This window comes from Glycomyces niveus, assembly GCF_017592475.1.
Taxonomy (GTDB): Bacteria; Actinomycetota; Actinomycetes; order Mycobacteriales; family Micromonosporaceae; genus Glycomyces; species Glycomyces niveus.
Genome location: NZ_JAGFNP010000003.1, coordinates 285,121 through 299,274, shown reverse-complemented (window position 1 = coordinate 299,274; position 14,154 = coordinate 285,121). Strand labels below are relative to the sequence as shown.

Sequence of the window (14,154 nt, the reverse complement as noted above, 5' to 3'; positions counted from 1 at the left end):
GGAACAGAGATGTCACCTACACCACACGAATCCGAGGGAACGGCACCGCGCACCCTCGCGCAGAAGGTCTGGGACGCCCACGTGGTACGCACGGGCGGCCAGCAACCCGACCTGCTCTACATCGACCTGCACCTCCTCCACGAGGTGACCAGCCCCCAGGCCTTCGACGGCCTGCGGCAGGCCGGGCGCAAAGTCCGCCGGACCGATCTCACGATCGCGACCGAGGACCACAACACGCCCACCGACAACCTCTTCACCATCGCGGACCCGACCAGCCGCAAGCAGATCGAGACGCTCCGCGCCAACTGCGAGGAATTCGGCGTCCGCATCCACTCGCTCGGTGACGAGAACCAGGGCGTCGTCCACGTCGTGGGACCCCAGCTGGGACTCACCCAGCCGGGCATGACCGTCGTGTGCGGCGACTCCCACACCTCGACCCACGGCGCGTTCGGCTCGATCGCGTTCGGCATCGGCACCAGCGAGGTCGAGCACGTGCTCGCCACGCAGACCCTGCCGCAGGCCAAGCCGAAGTTCATGGCCGTCACCGTGAACGGCTCGCTGCCCGAAGGCGTCTCGGCGAAGGACCTGATCCTCAAGGTCATCTCCATCACCGGCACCGGCGGCGGCAAGGGCCACATCGTCGAATACCGCGGCCAGGCCATCGAAGAGCTGTCGATGGAAGGCCGCATGACGGTGTGCAACATGTCGATCGAGTGGGGCGCCAAGGCCGGCATGATCGCGCCGGACGAGAAGACCGCCGCCTACGTCAAGGGCCGCGCGCACGCGCCCAAGGGCGAGGACTGGGACGCCGCCGTCGAGTACTGGAGCACGCTCAAGACCGACGAGGGCGCCGTCTTCGACAAGGAGATCGTCATCGACGCGGCCTCCCTGAGCCCGTTCGTCACCTGGGGCACCAACCCCGGGCAGGGCGTCGAGCTCTCCGGCAACGTCCCCGCGCCCGAGGACTTCGCGGACCCGATCGCGCGCACCACCGCCGCGGGCGCCCTGGAGTACATGGGCCTCCAGGCGGGCACGCCGATGCGCGAGATCGGCGTCGACGTCGTCTTCCTCGGCTCGTGCACCAACGGCCGCATCGAGGACCTGCGCACCGCCGCCGAGGTCATCAAGGGCCGCAAGGTCGCCGAAGGCGTCAACATGATGGTCGTGCCCGGCTCCGCGAAGGTCCGCGAGCAGGCCATCGCCGAAGGCCTCGACAAGGTCTTCATCGAAGCGGGCGCCGACTGGCGCTTCGCGGGCTGCTCGATGTGCCTGGGCATGAACCCGGACCAGCTGACGCCCGGCCAGCGCGCCGCCTCCACCTCGAACCGCAACTTCGAGGGCCGCCAAGGCAAGGGCGGGCGCACGCACCTGGTGAGCCCGGCCGTCGCCGCCGCCACGGCCGTCACCGGCCACCTCGCCAGCCCGGCGGATCTGTAGGAAGGGCAGGGAATCATGGACAAGTTCACGACCCACACCGGCTGCGTCGCGCCGCTGCGGCGCTCGAACGTCGACACCGACCAGATCATCCCGGCCGTGTACCTCAAGCGGGTCACCAAGACCGGCTTCGAGGACGGCCTGTTCGCGGAGTGGCGCGAGGACGAGAAGTTCCTCCTCAACCAGCCCGAGTACGCGAACGCCACGATCCTGGTCACCGGCACCGAGTTCGGCACCGGCTCCTCGCGCGAGCACGCCGTCTGGGCACTGAAGGACTACGGGTTCAAGGCGGTCATCGCCCCGCGCTTCGGAGACATCTTCCGCGGCAACTCGCTCAAGAACGGTCTGTTGACTGTGGAGCTGCCCGAGGCGGCCGTCGAGGAGCTGTGGCTGCTGGCCGAAACGCACCCGGAGTCGGAGATCACCGTGGACCTCGTGGCGTGCGAAGTCCGTGCGGGCGACCGCACCTGGGGCTTCGAGTTCGACGAGTTCCTGCGCTGGCGCATGATGGAAGGGCTCGACGACGTGGCCCTGACGCTGCGCGACGAGGACAAGATCGCGGGCTTCGAGTCGAACCGGGACGCTTGGCGGCCTAGGACTCTCCCCGTTCAGGTCTAGTGTCCGCAGGCCGATCCAGTTAGACCTCACGTACGGAGCCGGTGGCGATGCCACCGGCTCCAGGCGTGTTCGGGTCCCTCCCAACGGGGTTGCGAGCGTCGATTTCGGGCACCTGAATAAAAATTCCCTGCGACACAACGGGTCTATTTTCGCGGAAACAGTTGCGTTCGCTTTCGAAACGTCATAACGTGCGCTTAACAAGCTGGTATGGCTTCAAGGACTATCGGGAGGGTAGGACTCGTGAACAAGGCAGAGTTCGTCGAACGGATCGCCGCACGCACTGGCGACCGGGCCGCCGCGAAAGAAGTCGTGGATGTCGCGATCGACGAGATACAGCGCGCGGTGGTGAAAGGGGAGAAAGTCTCCTTCGCCGGTTTCGGCGTCTTCGAGAAGCGCCAGCGGGCCGCTCGCATGGCGCGCAACCCGCGCACGGGGGAAGCGGTGAAGGTCAAGAAGACCGTCGTGCCCGCGTTCCGCCCCGGCACCGGCTTCAAGGAGCTCGTGACCGGCAAGCGCAAGGCCGCCAAGTCCGCGACCGCCAAGAAGGCCGCGCCGGCGAAGAAGGCCACCGCGAAGAAGACCACGGCCAAGAAGACGACCGCGAAGAAGACCACGCGGGCCGCCTCCACGGCGACCCGGTCGACCGCCACGAGCCGCGTGGGGGCCAAGAAGACCGCGGCGAAGAAGACGACGGCCAAGAAGGCCGCGACCGCGAAGAAGGCCGTGCGCAAGACCGCGGCGAAGCCCGCCGCGAAGAAGACCGCGGCGAAGAAGACCACGAGGCGCGGACGCTGATGCCGCGGCCCCGAACCGGTTCGGGGCACGGTGAGGCACCCGTCCGACTCGCACGGGGAAGAGGGCATTCAGGAACCACCTGAATGCCCTCGCTGCTTTACACGGAAGGGTGCCTCAGACGGCACGCTTCACTCGTTCGCGGCACCGCCCGCGACTGCGTCCGAGAAGTCATTGGCGAACTTCCCCTCTGGATCGACACGAGCGCGAAGTTTCTCCCAGTCGCCCATTCGCGGATAACGCGAGCGGACATCACTCATTGGTATCGAAAACAATTTGCCCCAATGCGGCCGCGGTGAGAACGGTTCCAAAGCCGCCTCCGCCGCCGCCATCACCGGAGCGACCGCCGAGAAGTCACTCACCCAAGTGAAATGCAGGCCCACAGTGTCGCGCCCGAATGCGGGAGAGAGCCACAGGTCGTCCGCCGCCATCGTGCGCACCTCGCAGATCTGCACGACCGAGCCGAGCGCCTCCCCGATCCCCGCCAGCGCCTCCAGCGCCGCGGGCGCGTCCGCCCGGTCGATCAGGAACTCCGACTGCAGCTCGTCGCCCGCGCTGGGCGTGAACTCGGGCTTGAAGTGCGGCAGGCGCTCGTGCCACGGGCCGGTCTGGCCCTGCTGCACCGTGCACGCCTCCGGGTCGACGCCCGGCACCGGATGCCGCTTCCCGTCCGCGAGCGGCGCCCCGAACCAGTTCGCCTGCGGGAACGGGTGGGTCTGGTCGGCGGTGCGCTGCTTGACCCAGTACTGGAACACCGGCGCCGCGCCCCACGCGGTGAACAGGCTCGTGCTGTACGCCGACGAGGTGAGCTCGTCGAAGTGCGCCACGGCCTGGTCGAACGCGAGGCCGTCGTACACGTACTGGCGCATCTCGAAGCCCGGCAGGAGATCCAGGGTCACCGCGTGCACGACGCCCAATGCCCCCAGGTGGACCACGGAACCGGGGAAGTCCGCGTCGCCGCGCGCGACCGTGCGCAGCTCCCCGTCGGGGCCGATGAACTCGACGGCGGCCACGGCGGTCGCGAGGTTCCCGTTGCGGTCCCCCGAACCGTGCGTGCCGGTCGCGATCGACCCGGCGACGGAGATGTGCGGCAGGGACGCCATGTTGTGCAGTGCGAAGCCGGCCCGGTGCACGGCGTCGCTCAACGCGGCGTACGTGATCCAGCCCGAGACGCGGACCGTGCCCGTCAGGGCGTTGATGTCCACCTCGGGCTCGATGCCCGCGAGGGAGACCATCGTGGCGTCGGAGGCCGCGATCGCGTTGAACGAGTGGCCCGAGCCGAGCACGCGCAGGCGCGGCGCGGCGGCGACGACCTTGCGCGCCTCCTCGAGCGTTGCGGGGGCCTCGAAGCGGCTGGGGGAGAAGGCGATGTTCCCGGCCCAGTTCTGCAGGGCGGTGGGGGCTCTGTCCGGCACGGCGGCATTCCTCCTAGTCAGTGCGCCCCGCAAGGGGGGCTGCGGCGCGCACGGTGCAATGAGGCGGCCAACGGTACCGCGAACGCAGTGAGAGGAGCGAAGGCCGCCCGAGGGCCGGGACGGGCCTCCTAGAGGCGCTCCACGCCCACGAGCTTCCGGCCCGAGAGGGACAGCACCCAAGCCTCGCCCGGCCTCGTCGAGACGTCCGGGGTCTCCACGCCGTCTTCGTCGGCGAGGATCGCGACCGTGTCGCTCACGACTTCCGGCTCGGCGCAGACGATCGCCGTGCCGCCGCCGCCCGCGAGTTCGCGGAGGCGGTTGCTGGAGCGCTCAGGGTTGCGTTCGTGCGCTTCGGTGTCGAACGCCGTGTCCCCGCTGAGGCGGCACCGCACCGCCTGCGCGATCGGCTCCACCGTCTGCACGCTCGCCCGCCCGGTCGCGCTGAACGCCCGGTCCGGCTGGTACAGCGCCGCGAGCGCCGCCACCCGCACCGCCTGGTCCTGGCCGCGCCGACTCAGCGGCCGGCTCACCTCCGGCCCGTCCCAGTCCTGCTCGACCTCCGCGGGAGCCACCAGGATCACCGTCGCGGTCACCGCCGGCAGCGCCGCGAACGCCTTGAGCACCTGCTGGTCCCGCGGCCGCGTCAGCGTCTCCCGCGCCTGTGCCAGCGTGATCCAACGCCGCTCGCCGATCTCCTCGTCCGCGGTGAACGCCGCATCCGGCTTCTCCGTGCGCATCGACCAGTAGTCGACGTACTTCAGCACGTCGCCCGCCGGATTGGGCAGCACGTACGAGGCCCGGCACAGCCGCATCTGCGGGATGACCGGAATCCCGGTCTCCTCCTCGACCTCCCGGCACGCCGCCGTGAGCGGGTGCTCGCCGGGGTCGAGCTTGCCCTTCGGCAGCGACCAGTTCCCGACCTTGGGCCGCCACACGGCGATCACTTCCACGAGGCCGCGCTCGCCGTTGCGCCACAACAGGCCGCCAGCGGCGGCGATCTGCCTCTGCGGCGCCCCGTTCCCGACAGTGTCCTGTTCCACACTCACGCTTCATACGGTACTGGGACTCACCCAATCGCGGGAAGTGTGCCACTCGCGCGGGGTAACGCGGCCCGCCGCGCCTAGGCGCGCATCGTGGGGATCCGGACGGCGACGACGCGCCCTTCGGCGTCGGTCTCGAGGTCGACGCGCTGGCCGACGCGGAGGAACCGCAGGCCGGAGACGGCGAAGGCCGCCGCGTCGAAGCCGACGCGGCGGCCGCTCAGTTCAGAAGGACTGTCGAGGACGACCTCGCCTGAGGTGTCCTCGTTGAAGTTCGAGACGGTGCCCTGCATGGTCCCAGCTTGGCCCATGTGGGCTCCGAATTCCAGGCGCGACTGCTTCCGGCTGTGCTGCCTTTCCGGAACTGCTTCCGGCTGTGCCGCTTTTTCCGGAACTACTTCCGGATCTGGGGGTTGTTGCGGCCGCCGAGGGCCTTCTTGGCCTTGAGGCCGAGCCAGACGACGCCGCCGACGATGGCGATGAAGAGGGCGAAGTTGAAGATGAAGGCGAGGATGCCGCCGATCGCCCCGAGCACGAATTGGATCACGTTCACCACGATGATGACCGCGAGGACCGCGCCGCCGAACAGGGCCGCGAGCCAGCCGAAGAGACGCCAGTTCATGTCACTCACTCCGAGTCGAGTCGAAATCCGAGCCGGCCCGTCCGGTCGGCAGGGTAGATGTCATTGTGACTCTATGTTGACATCATAGCGGATCCGGCGCAACCCTCGGGTACCGCCGGAACCGGTCGGCGCGTACCGGTCCGCGCGTCGTGTACCTGGGGGTTCACGCGACGTAGCGGTCCACCCCGCAGCGGGAGTCAAACCCCACGCTTTGCTTACCGTCGCCTGAAGGGCGTGGCGCGGGCGTTAGAGTGCAATGCACTGACGATCCCGTACACGACGGCACAGGCCGAGCCTATGCGGCCGAGGCCCTCCCCGAGAAAGCGAGCCCACAGGTGACCGAGCCGAGGCCCGAGGCGCAGTACACCTTCCGCCGCCGCGGGGGTGACGCCCTCCGCTTCGACGTACGCGTCTACGCCAACATCGTCAAAGGCGGCATGCTCGGACTCAGCAGGCGGTCCTGGTCGGGCATGGAGAACATCCCGCTCGAAGGCCCCGCGATCCTGGTCTGGAACCACTACTCGGACATCGACCCGCTCCTGGTCGTCCACTACGTGTACAACGCCGGCCGCCACCCCCGGTTCCTCCTCAAGGAGTCGATCCTGCGCGTCCCGCTGGTCGGCCCGCTCGTGCGCAGCACCGGCCAGATCCCCGTCAAGCGCGGCAGCGCCGAAGCGGCCGACTCGCTGCGCACCCTCGAACGCGAACTCGCCCAAGGGCACGTCGTCATCATGTCCCCCGAAGGCACGGTCACGAAGGAGCCCGACCGCTGGCCCATGCGCGGCAAGACCGGCGTCGCCCGCCTCGCCCTCGATTCCGGCGCGCCCGTGATCCCGATCGTGCAGTGGGGCGCCCTCGGCATCCACGACCGCAAGCGCGACCCCAAGTTCAAGCTCGGCCGCAAGCCCGTCACCGTCCGGGCGCTCCCGCCCGTAGACCTCTCCCCTTGGCGGGACAAGGAACCCACGCGGGACGACCTCGTCGAGGTGACCGACAGGATCATGGAGGCCCTGCGCGCGGGCCTCGCCGAGATCCGCGGCCAGGAAGCACCCCCTCTGTTCGACCCCCGGCAGCAGCGAACTGAAGAAAGCGGGTCTTCCGAGTGAGAGCAGCCGTCATGGGGGCCGGTTCCTGGGGAACCGTGTTCGCCAAGATCCTCGCCGACGCGGGCACGCAGGTCACGGTGTGGGCCAGGCGGGCCGAGGTCGCCGAGGCGATCAACACCGGCCACCGCAACCCGGACTACTTCCCGGACATCGAGCTGCCGGGCCTCGTGAGCGCCACCGCCGACGCGGCCGAGGCGCTGCGCGGCGCCGACCTCGTGGTGCTGTCCGTGCCGAGCCAGACCCTGCGCGGCAACCTCGCGGCGTGGGCCGAGCACCTCGAGCCGGTCGCGACGCTCCTGAGCCTCATGAAGGGCATCGAGCTCGGCACCACGATGCGCATGACCGAGGTCATCGCCGAGGTCACCGGGGCGCACCAGTCGCGCATCGCGGTCCTGTCCGGCCCGAACCTCGCGCGCGAGATCGCCGAGCAGCAGCCCACGGCCTCCGTCGTCGCGTGCGTCGACCACGGCCGGGCCGTCGACGTGCAGAAGGCCGTCACGACCTCCTACTTCCGCCCTTACACGAACACCGACGTGGTCGGCTGCGAGCTCGGCGGCGCGGTCAAGAACGTCATCGCCCTCGCCTACGGCATGGCCGCCGGCATGGGCATGGGCGACAACACGAAGGCCACGATCATCACCCGGGGCCTGGCCGAGACCACCCGCCTCGGCACGCGGCTGGGCGCGGACCCGACCACGTTCGCCGGGCTCGCCGGCCTCGGCGACCTCGTCGCGACCTGCTCGTCCCCCCTGTCGCGCAACCACACCTTCGGCGAGCAGCTCGGGCTCGGCGCGACCCTCGAAGAGGCCGCCCGCGTCACCAAGCAGACCGCCGAGGGCGTCAAGAGCTGCCGTTCCATCACCGACCTCGCCCGCAAAGTGGGCGTGGAGATGCCGATCTGCGACGCCGTGGAGCGGGTCTGCCACGAGGGACTCGACCCCAGAGCCGCGGTCGCCGAACTCATGGGACGCGAGACCAAACCCGAAACCGACAGTTTGAGGTCCGACAAATGACTAAACCGACCGTCGCCGTGTTCTTCGGCGGGCGCAGCGTGGAACAGCCCGTCTCCTGCGCATCCGGCTCCGGTGTGGCCAAGGCGCTGCGCGACAGGGGTTTCGACGTCACCACCATCGGCATCACCCGCAGCGGCGAATGGGTCGAGCTCTCGCCCGACGTCACGTTCGCGATCGACGCTCCCGACGCCCTCCCCGAGGTGACCGCCGAAGCGGGCAAGGCCGTCGCGATCGACCTCGGCCCCGGCGCGCAGCCGGTCGCCGACGTCCTCTTCCCGGTCCTGCACGGCCCCTACGGCGAGGACGGCACCATCCAGGGCCTGTTCGAGATGGCCGGGACGCCGTACGTCGGCTCCGGCGTGCTCTCCAGCTCCCTGTGCATGGACAAGGAGTTCAGCAAGCGGCTCCTCGCGGCCGAAGGCGTTCCCCAGGGCGCGTTCGACGTCCTCAAGCCCGGCGAGGAGCTCGACGCCGAAGCGGTCATCGGCAGGCTCGGCCTCCCGATCTTCGTCAAGCCCGCGCGCGCCGGCTCGAGCCTCGGCATCAGCAAGGTCAACTCGGGCGCCGAACTCGCCGAAGCGGTGGCGAAGGCCCGCGAGGTCGATGACAAGGTCGTCTTCGAAGCGGCCTTCCGGAACGCCCGCGAGATCGAGATGGGCGTCGTCGAGACCCTGGACGGCGACCTCGAGATCACCTTCCCGCTCGAAGTGCTCGCCATGGGCGAGGACGGCTGGTTCGACTTCGACGCCAAATACCTCGACAACCCCGAGCCGTTCAACCTCCACCCCGACTACCCCGAGGGCGTGGCCGAGCAGGCCCAGGCCCTCGCCCGCAAGGTCTTCCGGCTCCTGGACTGCCGCGACCTCGCCCGCGTCGACTGCTTCCTCGGCGAGGACGGTGTCGTGTACCTCAATGAGGTGAACACCATGCCGGGCATGACACCGATGAGCGGCGTGCCGCAGGCCTTCGCCGCCTACGGCATCTCGTACGGCGAGCTCGTAGAGCGCCTGGTCACTCTTGCCGCAGCCCGGGTGGGCGGCGGCAAAGAGGCCGCGTAACCTGGTCGGGTGCCGAAGTCTTCCCTCGGGAAGGTTCCTTCCCGAGAAGACCGAAGCCACGGCGCCTCCCCCGGGAGGCACCGGACTCGCATCACCGTGTGCGCGCCAGGCCCTGACTGTGCTTCTGAGCGACAGTCTTCAGGTGCATCCCTGAGCGCGCTACACTCACGCGTTTCTGCTGGTCAGAGACGTATTATGCCTCGTATGTCGTTCGAGGCAACGCATGAATTACTGGAGAGATCATTGCAAGCTAAGGCGAAAGTCAAGCTTTCCCGATCCCTCGGCATCGCTCTGACGCCGAAGGCCGCCAAGTACATGGAGCGCCGTCCCTACCCTCCGGGGCAGCACGGCCGCGGCCGCAAGAAGGAATCGGACTACAAGAACCAGCTCGTCGAGAAGCAGCGTCTGCGCGCGCAGTACAACGTCTCTGAGCGTCAGCTCCGGAACCTGTACGCCGAAGCCACGCGTCGCCCCGGCAAGACCGGTGAGGTCCTGGTCGGCCTGCTCGAGTCCCGCCTGGACGCCTTCGTGCTCCGCGCCGGGTTCGCGCGCACCATCTACCAGGCGCGCCAGTTCGTCAACCACGGCCACTTCACCGTGAACGGCCGCAAGGTCGACATCGCGTCCTACCGGCTCAAGGCCGGCGACTTCGTGCAGGTTCGCAAGAAGTCCCGCGAGACCACGCCGTTCCAGCTGGCCGCCGCCGGCGCCTGGGCGGGCGAGACGACTCCGGCTTACATCGAGGCCCACCTCGAAGGCCTGATCGCCCGCTTCCTCTCGGTGCCCGAGCGCAAGCAGATCCCCGTGATCTGCGACGAGCAGCTCATCGTCGAGTACTACTCGAAGTAACGCCCGAGCGAGCAGTGAGTGCCGCCCGGGTCTCCGGGCGGCGCTCCGCTCTCTGTCCAGTGCCCTCCGTCACGGTCAACCCCCTGGTAGGCGGTATTGGGACGCGAGTAGACTCGCTCAGTGGTGCAGTGCGTCCCCATGTGGGTAGCCATGCGCTTCGGGTGTCGCCGTGCACTCGGACGCCGTTGGCGAAGCGCCGCGCCATTCCAATGCCGACCCGACCTAGGGTCGGCGTGCCAGTAGCTCCGACCTGTCATGGGTGCGGGGTTTTCAGACCGAGTTGTCACGGTAGCGGAGGACATGCCGAAAAAAGACGGTGCCATCGAGATTGAGGGCAAGGTCGTCGAGTCCCTCCCGAACGCTATGTTCCGGGTGGAACTCACCAACGGCCACAAGGTACTCGCCCACATCAGTGGCAAGATGCGCCAGAACTACATCCGAATCCTCCCCGAGGACCGGGTCGTGGTGGAGCTCTCGCCGTACGACCTGTCGCGCGGGCGGATTGTCTACCGCTACCGCTGACCTGACGACTACACGTAAGTAGGACTCGTGAAAGTCAAGCCGAGCGTCAAAGTGATCTGCAAGAACTGCCGCGTGATCCGCAGGCACGGACGAGTGATGGTTATCTGCTCGTCCGACCCGCGTCACAAGCAGCGTCAGGGCTAAGCAGCACAACGCCAGCAATGAAAGGCCCCAGTAGGGGAAACCGCCGCCAGTGCGCCAGCACAACCCTCGGCTCGGAGGCCGGGGCTCGCATCGCCCATCAGGGCAGGGGAATCAGAACCCCGGCGAGAAGGCAGTGGTCAGACCTCCGACAACACTAGGAGTACGCCTGTATGGCACGCCTGGTTGGAGTCGACCTCCCGCGCGACAAGCGCCTGGAGATCGCACTCACCTACATTTTCGGCATCGGCCGCACGCGCTCGCTTGAGACGATCGCGGCGACCGGCCTCGACCGCGACAAGCGCGTCAAGGACCTCACCGACGAAGAACTGGTGCAGCTCCGCGACCACATCGAAGAGCACTACCAGGTCGAAGGTGACCTGCGCCGCGAGGTGCAGGCGGACATTCGCCGCAAGATCGAGATCAACTGCTACCAGGGTCTCCGTCACCGCTACGGCCTTCCGGTCCACGGTCAGCGGACCAAGACCAACGCCCGTACTCGCAAGGGTCCGAAGAAGACCGTCGCGGGCAAGAAGAAGGCACGTTAGGAGACCAGCTGATGCCACCTAAGACTCGCGGCGGTTCCAAGAACCCGCGCGCCAAGAAGAAGAACGTGCCCCACGGGCACGCCCACATCAAGAGCACCTTCAACAACACCATCGTGTCGATCACCGACCCGACCGGTGCCGTGATCTCCTGGGCCTCCTCGGGCCAGGTCGGATTCAAGGGCTCGCGCAAGTCCACCCCGTACGCCGCGCAGATGGCCGCCGAGGCCGCCGCCCGCCGTGCGATGGACAACGGCATGCGCAAGGTCGACGTCTACGTCAAGGGCCCGGGTTCGGGCCGCGAGACCGCGATCCGCTCCCTCCAGGCCGTCGGCCTCGAGGTCGGCTCGATCAACGACGTCACCCCGCAGCCCCACAACGGCTGCCGTCCTCCGAAGCGCCGCCGCGTCTAACGGCCGCTTCAGCGGAGAACGTCACCGCCAAGGCGAAGCTTGCGAGCCTTGCCGACGGCAACGTCCAAGTGTCTAGGCGTCAAATAGCGGGCGCCCCGAACGAAGGAAACACCGAAAAGTGCTTATCACTCAGCGGCCCACGCTCACCGAGCAGCAGATCAGCCCGACCCGCTCCAAGTTCACCATCGAACCCCTGGAGCCCGGTTTCGGCTACACGCTCGGCAACTCGCTGCGGCGCACGCTGCTGTCGTCCATCCCGGGCGCGGCGGTCACGTCGATCAAGATCGACGGCGTCCTGCACGAGTTCTCCACCATTCCCGGCGTGAAAGAAGACGTCGTCGAACTGGTGCTGAACGTCAAGCAGATCTGCGTCTCCTCGGAGAACGACGAGCCGGCCACCATGTACCTGCGCAAGGAAGGCCCGGGCGAGGTCCTCGCCGGGGACATCCAGCCGCCCGCCGGCGTGCAGGTCCACAACCCCGAACTCAAGCTCGCGACCCTGAACTCGAAGGGCCGCATCGACATGGAGTTCGTGGTGGAGCGCGGCCGGGGCTACGTCTCGTCCCCGGCCAACAAGGGCGAGACCAACGAGATCGGCCGCATCCCGGTCGACTCGATCTACTCGCCCGTGCTCAAGGTGGCCTACTCCGTCGACGCGACCCGCGTCGAGCAGCGCACCGACTTCGACAAGCTCACCGTCGACGTCGAGAGCAAGCCGTCCACCACGCCGCGCACCGCGCTGGCGTCGGCCGGCTCCACCCTGGTGGAGCTGTTCGGCCTGTACCGCGAGCTCGACACCGAGGCCGAGGGCATCGACGTCGGGCCCAGCCCGGCCGACCAGCAGCTCGCCGCCGATCTGGCCCTGCCGATCGAGGACCTGGACATGACCGTCCGGTCCTACAACTGCCTCAAGCGCGAGGGCGTCAACACCGTTGGCGAACTCATCAACCGCACCGAGGCCGACCTGCTCGATATAAGGAATTTCGGGCAGAAGTCGATCGACGAGGTCAAGATGAAGCTCGCCGGCATGGGCCTGAGCCTGAAGGACTCGCCCGGCACCTTCGACCCGAGCGAGGCCGCTGTGGCCTACGGCGGGTCGCCGGTCGCCGAACACGACGAGTACGAAGAAGACGGTGAAGATCTCCGCGAGACCGAAGAGCTCTAAACCGCTCGATTTTTCTGGCGGTCGGTTCCGTAAGACGGCCGGCCGCGACAACGCAATTGGAGTTAGAAATGCCTAAGCCCACCAAGGGCCCGCGTCTGGGCGGTTCGCCGGCGCACGAGAAGCTCATGCTCTCGGGCCTCGCGGCCTCCCTGTTCGAGCACGGCAGCATCACCACCACGGTGACCAAGGCCCGCCGCCTGCGCCCCTACGCCGAGCGTCTCATCACGTACGGCAAGAAGGGCACGCTGCACCACCGCCGTCTGGCGCTGGCCAAGCTGCGCAACAAGGACGCCACGCACGACCTGTTCGAGCAGGTCGCGCCCCGCTTCGCGAACCGCGAGGGCGGCTACACCCGGATCATCAAGGCCGGGAACCGCAAGGGCGACAACGCTCCGATGGCGATCATCGAGCTGGTCGACTAAGCAGAGTCGGTTGAACCGCGCGCAGGGCATATGCTCTGCGCGCGGTTCGCTTTATCCGGGAGGACATCGCTGTGGACGAGGTTGTGGACAGGACGCGGCTGCGGCTCGGCGTCGCCTACGACGGGGCCGCGTTCTCGGGCTGGGCGCTGCAGCCGGGGCTGCGGACGGTGGCCTCGGAGGTCATCCGCGCCCTGGAGCTGCTGTTCGGCGAGATCGCCGACTTCACCGTGGCCGGTCGGACCGACGCGGGCGTCCACGCGACGGGGCAGGTCGTGCATGTGGACGTGCCCACGGCGAAGTGGGAGGCCGTGGGGGAGAAGCTGCTGTGGCGGCTGCGCGGCATCCTCCCGGCCGATGTGCGGGCGACCTCGGTCGAGGCCGTCGACCCGTCGTTCAACGCGCGCTTCGCGGCGCAGTGGCGGCGGTACCGGTACCGGGTGGCTGACGCGACCTGGGGCGTGAACCCCTTGCGGCGCTTGGACACCCTGGCCTGGCAGCGGCCGATCGACGTGGAGCGGATGCACGCGGCGTGCCAGCGCCTCATCGGCGAGCACGACTTCGTGGGCTTCTGCAAGCAGCGCGAGGGCGCGACGACGATCCGCGAACTGCAGCAGTACGACTGGACCCGGGACGAGGACGGCGTGGCGGTCGCGACGGTGCGCGCGGACGCGTTCTGCCACTCGATGGTCCGCAGCCTCGTGGGCGCGGCCCTCGCGGTGGGCGACGGCCGCCGCGACGAGGACTGGCTCGCCTCGATCCTCACGATCGGTCAGCGCGCCAACGACGTGCATGTGGTCGGCCCGCACGGTCTTACCCTCCTTGAGGTCTCGTACTCGGAGGACCCGAAGGACTGGCAGGCCCGGGTGGACCTGACGAGGCGTGTCAGGACTCTTTGAGCCGCACTGTGGCGGTCGCGATGAACTGGTAGCGCATCGAAGTAACGGCGGCGCCTGCGACTCCCGCAGGCGCCGCCGCGGCGTATTCACCTGGAATCGCCGG

17 protein-coding genes and 1 pseudogene are annotated in these 14,154 nt (G+C 68.3%); 14 read left to right on the top strand and 4 right to left on the bottom strand.

The genetic code is table 11. The annotated features are described in order from the left end of the window. Positions 1–9 precede the first annotated feature (9 nt). From leuC to J5V16_RS24945, 3 genes are all read left to right on the top strand, one after another. On the top strand, positions 10–1,437 hold the full coding sequence (leuC, locus tag J5V16_RS07160) for a 3-isopropylmalate dehydratase large subunit (protein WP_208495387.1): 1,428 nt from the start codon (positions 10–12) through the stop codon (positions 1,435–1,437). 15 nt (positions 1,438–1,452) lie between these two features. After that, positions 1,453–2,052 carry a 3-isopropylmalate dehydratase small subunit gene (leuD, locus tag J5V16_RS07155; RefSeq protein ID WP_208495386.1) on the top strand — a complete coding sequence of 200 codons (600 nt, stop codon included), beginning with the start codon at positions 1,453–1,455 and terminating at the stop codon, positions 2,050–2,052. Positions 2,053–2,292: 240 nt separating this feature from the next. Next, positions 2,293–2,847 carry an HU family DNA-binding protein gene (locus tag J5V16_RS24945; protein ID WP_208495385.1) on the top strand — a complete coding sequence of 185 codons (555 nt, stop codon included), beginning with the start codon at positions 2,293–2,295 and terminating at the stop codon, positions 2,845–2,847. 128 nt (positions 2,848–2,975) lie between these two features. On the opposite strand, the gene J5V16_RS07145 is transcribed toward J5V16_RS24945, so the two are convergent. The 4 genes from J5V16_RS07145 to J5V16_RS07130 all read right to left on the bottom strand — a co-directional run bounded on the left by J5V16_RS07145 (position 2,976) and on the right by J5V16_RS07130 (position 5,921). Beyond that, positions 2,976–4,259, bottom strand: a complete 1,284-nt coding sequence (locus J5V16_RS07145; protein ID WP_307792894.1) for a D-arabinono-1,4-lactone oxidase — start codon at positions 4,257–4,259, stop codon at positions 2,976–2,978. A gap of 128 nt (positions 4,260–4,387) precedes the next feature. Further along, the gene (locus J5V16_RS07140) at positions 4,388–5,305 is read right to left on the bottom strand and encodes an NUDIX hydrolase (protein ID WP_208495384.1); all 918 of its coding nucleotides are present in this window, start codon (positions 5,303–5,305) and stop codon (positions 4,388–4,390) included. 74 nt (positions 5,306–5,379) lie between these two features. Beyond that, positions 5,380–5,610 carry a cold-shock protein gene (locus J5V16_RS07135; RefSeq protein ID WP_243900874.1) on the bottom strand — a complete coding sequence of 77 codons (231 nt, stop codon included), beginning with the start codon at positions 5,608–5,610 and terminating at the stop codon, positions 5,380–5,382. 83 nt (positions 5,611–5,693) lie between these two features. Further along, a complete protein-coding gene (locus J5V16_RS07130; protein ID WP_208495383.1) occupies positions 5,694–5,921 on the bottom strand; it encodes a hypothetical protein in 228 nt (75 codons plus the stop codon). Positions 5,922–6,256: 335 nt separating this feature from the next. On the opposite strand from J5V16_RS07130, the gene J5V16_RS07125 reads away from it, so the two are divergent. From J5V16_RS07125 to truA, 11 genes and pseudogenes are all read left to right on the top strand, one after another. Next, the gene (locus J5V16_RS07125) at positions 6,257–7,027 is read left to right on the top strand and encodes a lysophospholipid acyltransferase family protein (protein WP_208495382.1); all 771 of its coding nucleotides are present in this window, start codon (positions 6,257–6,259) and stop codon (positions 7,025–7,027) included. 11 nt (positions 7,028–7,038) lie between these two features. Beyond that, positions 7,039–8,040 carry an NAD(P)H-dependent glycerol-3-phosphate dehydrogenase gene (locus tag J5V16_RS07120; protein WP_208495381.1) on the top strand — a complete coding sequence of 334 codons (1,002 nt, stop codon included), beginning with the start codon at positions 7,039–7,041 and terminating at the stop codon, positions 8,038–8,040. After that, positions 8,037–9,098: a D-alanine--D-alanine ligase family protein gene (locus tag J5V16_RS07115; protein WP_208495380.1), complete on the top strand. Its 1,062-nt coding sequence runs from the start codon at positions 8,037–8,039 to the stop codon at positions 9,096–9,098. The genes J5V16_RS07120 and J5V16_RS07115 overlap by 4 nt, the downstream gene beginning before the upstream one ends. A gap of 243 nt (positions 9,099–9,341) precedes the next feature. After that, the gene (gene rpsD / locus J5V16_RS07110; protein WP_243900873.1) at positions 9,342–9,947 is read left to right on the top strand and encodes a 30S ribosomal protein S4; all 606 of its coding nucleotides are present in this window, start codon (positions 9,342–9,344) and stop codon (positions 9,945–9,947) included. 300 nt (positions 9,948–10,247) lie between these two features. Continuing rightward, positions 10,248–10,469 carry a translation initiation factor IF-1 gene (gene infA, locus J5V16_RS07105; protein WP_026929479.1) on the top strand — a complete coding sequence of 74 codons (222 nt, stop codon included), beginning with the start codon at positions 10,248–10,250 and terminating at the stop codon, positions 10,467–10,469. Positions 10,470–10,496: 27 nt separating this feature from the next. Then, the gene (gene rpmJ / locus J5V16_RS07100) at positions 10,497–10,613 is read left to right on the top strand and encodes a 50S ribosomal protein L36 (RefSeq protein ID WP_081913453.1); all 117 of its coding nucleotides are present in this window, start codon (positions 10,497–10,499) and stop codon (positions 10,611–10,613) included. A 170-nt stretch (positions 10,614–10,783) separates the two neighbouring features. Then, on the top strand, positions 10,784–11,158 hold the full coding sequence (gene rpsM, locus J5V16_RS07095; RefSeq protein WP_208495378.1) for a 30S ribosomal protein S13: 375 nt from the start codon (positions 10,784–10,786) through the stop codon (positions 11,156–11,158). Positions 11,159–11,169: 11 nt separating this feature from the next. After that, positions 11,170–11,568, top strand: a complete 399-nt coding sequence (gene rpsK, locus J5V16_RS07090) for a 30S ribosomal protein S11 (protein WP_091053358.1) — start codon at positions 11,170–11,172, stop codon at positions 11,566–11,568. A gap of 118 nt (positions 11,569–11,686) precedes the next feature. Further along, positions 11,687–12,733: a DNA-directed RNA polymerase subunit alpha gene (locus J5V16_RS07085; protein WP_208495377.1), complete on the top strand. Its 1,047-nt coding sequence runs from the start codon at positions 11,687–11,689 to the stop codon at positions 12,731–12,733. Positions 12,734–12,801: 68 nt separating this feature from the next. Continuing rightward, positions 12,802–13,149 (top strand): annotated as a pseudogene (gene rplQ, locus J5V16_RS07080) (50S ribosomal protein L17); the annotation flags it as partial. A gap of 77 nt (positions 13,150–13,226) precedes the next feature. Next, a complete protein-coding gene (gene truA / locus J5V16_RS07075; RefSeq protein ID WP_307792893.1) occupies positions 13,227–14,051 on the top strand; it encodes a tRNA pseudouridine(38-40) synthase TruA in 825 nt (274 codons plus the stop codon). Positions 14,052–14,154: the final 103 nt, after the last annotated feature.

Excerpts from the sequence above, each read along its gene's own strand:
- J5V16_RS07115 (WP_208495380.1), top strand. The coding sequence starts at position 8,037 with ATGACTAAACCGACCGTCGCCGTGTTCTTCGGCGGGCGCAGCGTGGAA.
- J5V16_RS07135 (WP_243900874.1), bottom strand. The coding sequence starts at position 5,610 with ATGGGCCAAGCTGGGACCATGCAGGGCACCGTCTCGAACTTCAACGAG.
- leuD (WP_208495386.1), top strand. The coding sequence starts at position 1,453 with ATGGACAAGTTCACGACCCACACCGGCTGCGTCGCGCCGCTGCGGCGC.
- infA (WP_026929479.1), top strand. The coding sequence starts at position 10,248 with ATGCCGAAAAAAGACGGTGCCATCGAGATTGAGGGCAAGGTCGTCGAG.
- rpsK (WP_091053358.1), top strand. The coding sequence starts at position 11,170 with ATGCCACCTAAGACTCGCGGCGGTTCCAAGAACCCGCGCGCCAAGAAG.
- leuC (WP_208495387.1), top strand. The coding sequence starts at position 10 with ATGTCACCTACACCACACGAATCCGAGGGAACGGCACCGCGCACCCTC.
- J5V16_RS07130 (WP_208495383.1), bottom strand. The coding sequence starts at position 5,921 with ATGAACTGGCGTCTCTTCGGCTGGCTCGCGGCCCTGTTCGGCGGCGCG.
- J5V16_RS07120 (WP_208495381.1), top strand. The coding sequence starts at position 7,039 with ATGGGGGCCGGTTCCTGGGGAACCGTGTTCGCCAAGATCCTCGCCGAC.
- rpsM (WP_208495378.1), top strand. The coding sequence starts at position 10,784 with ATGGCACGCCTGGTTGGAGTCGACCTCCCGCGCGACAAGCGCCTGGAG.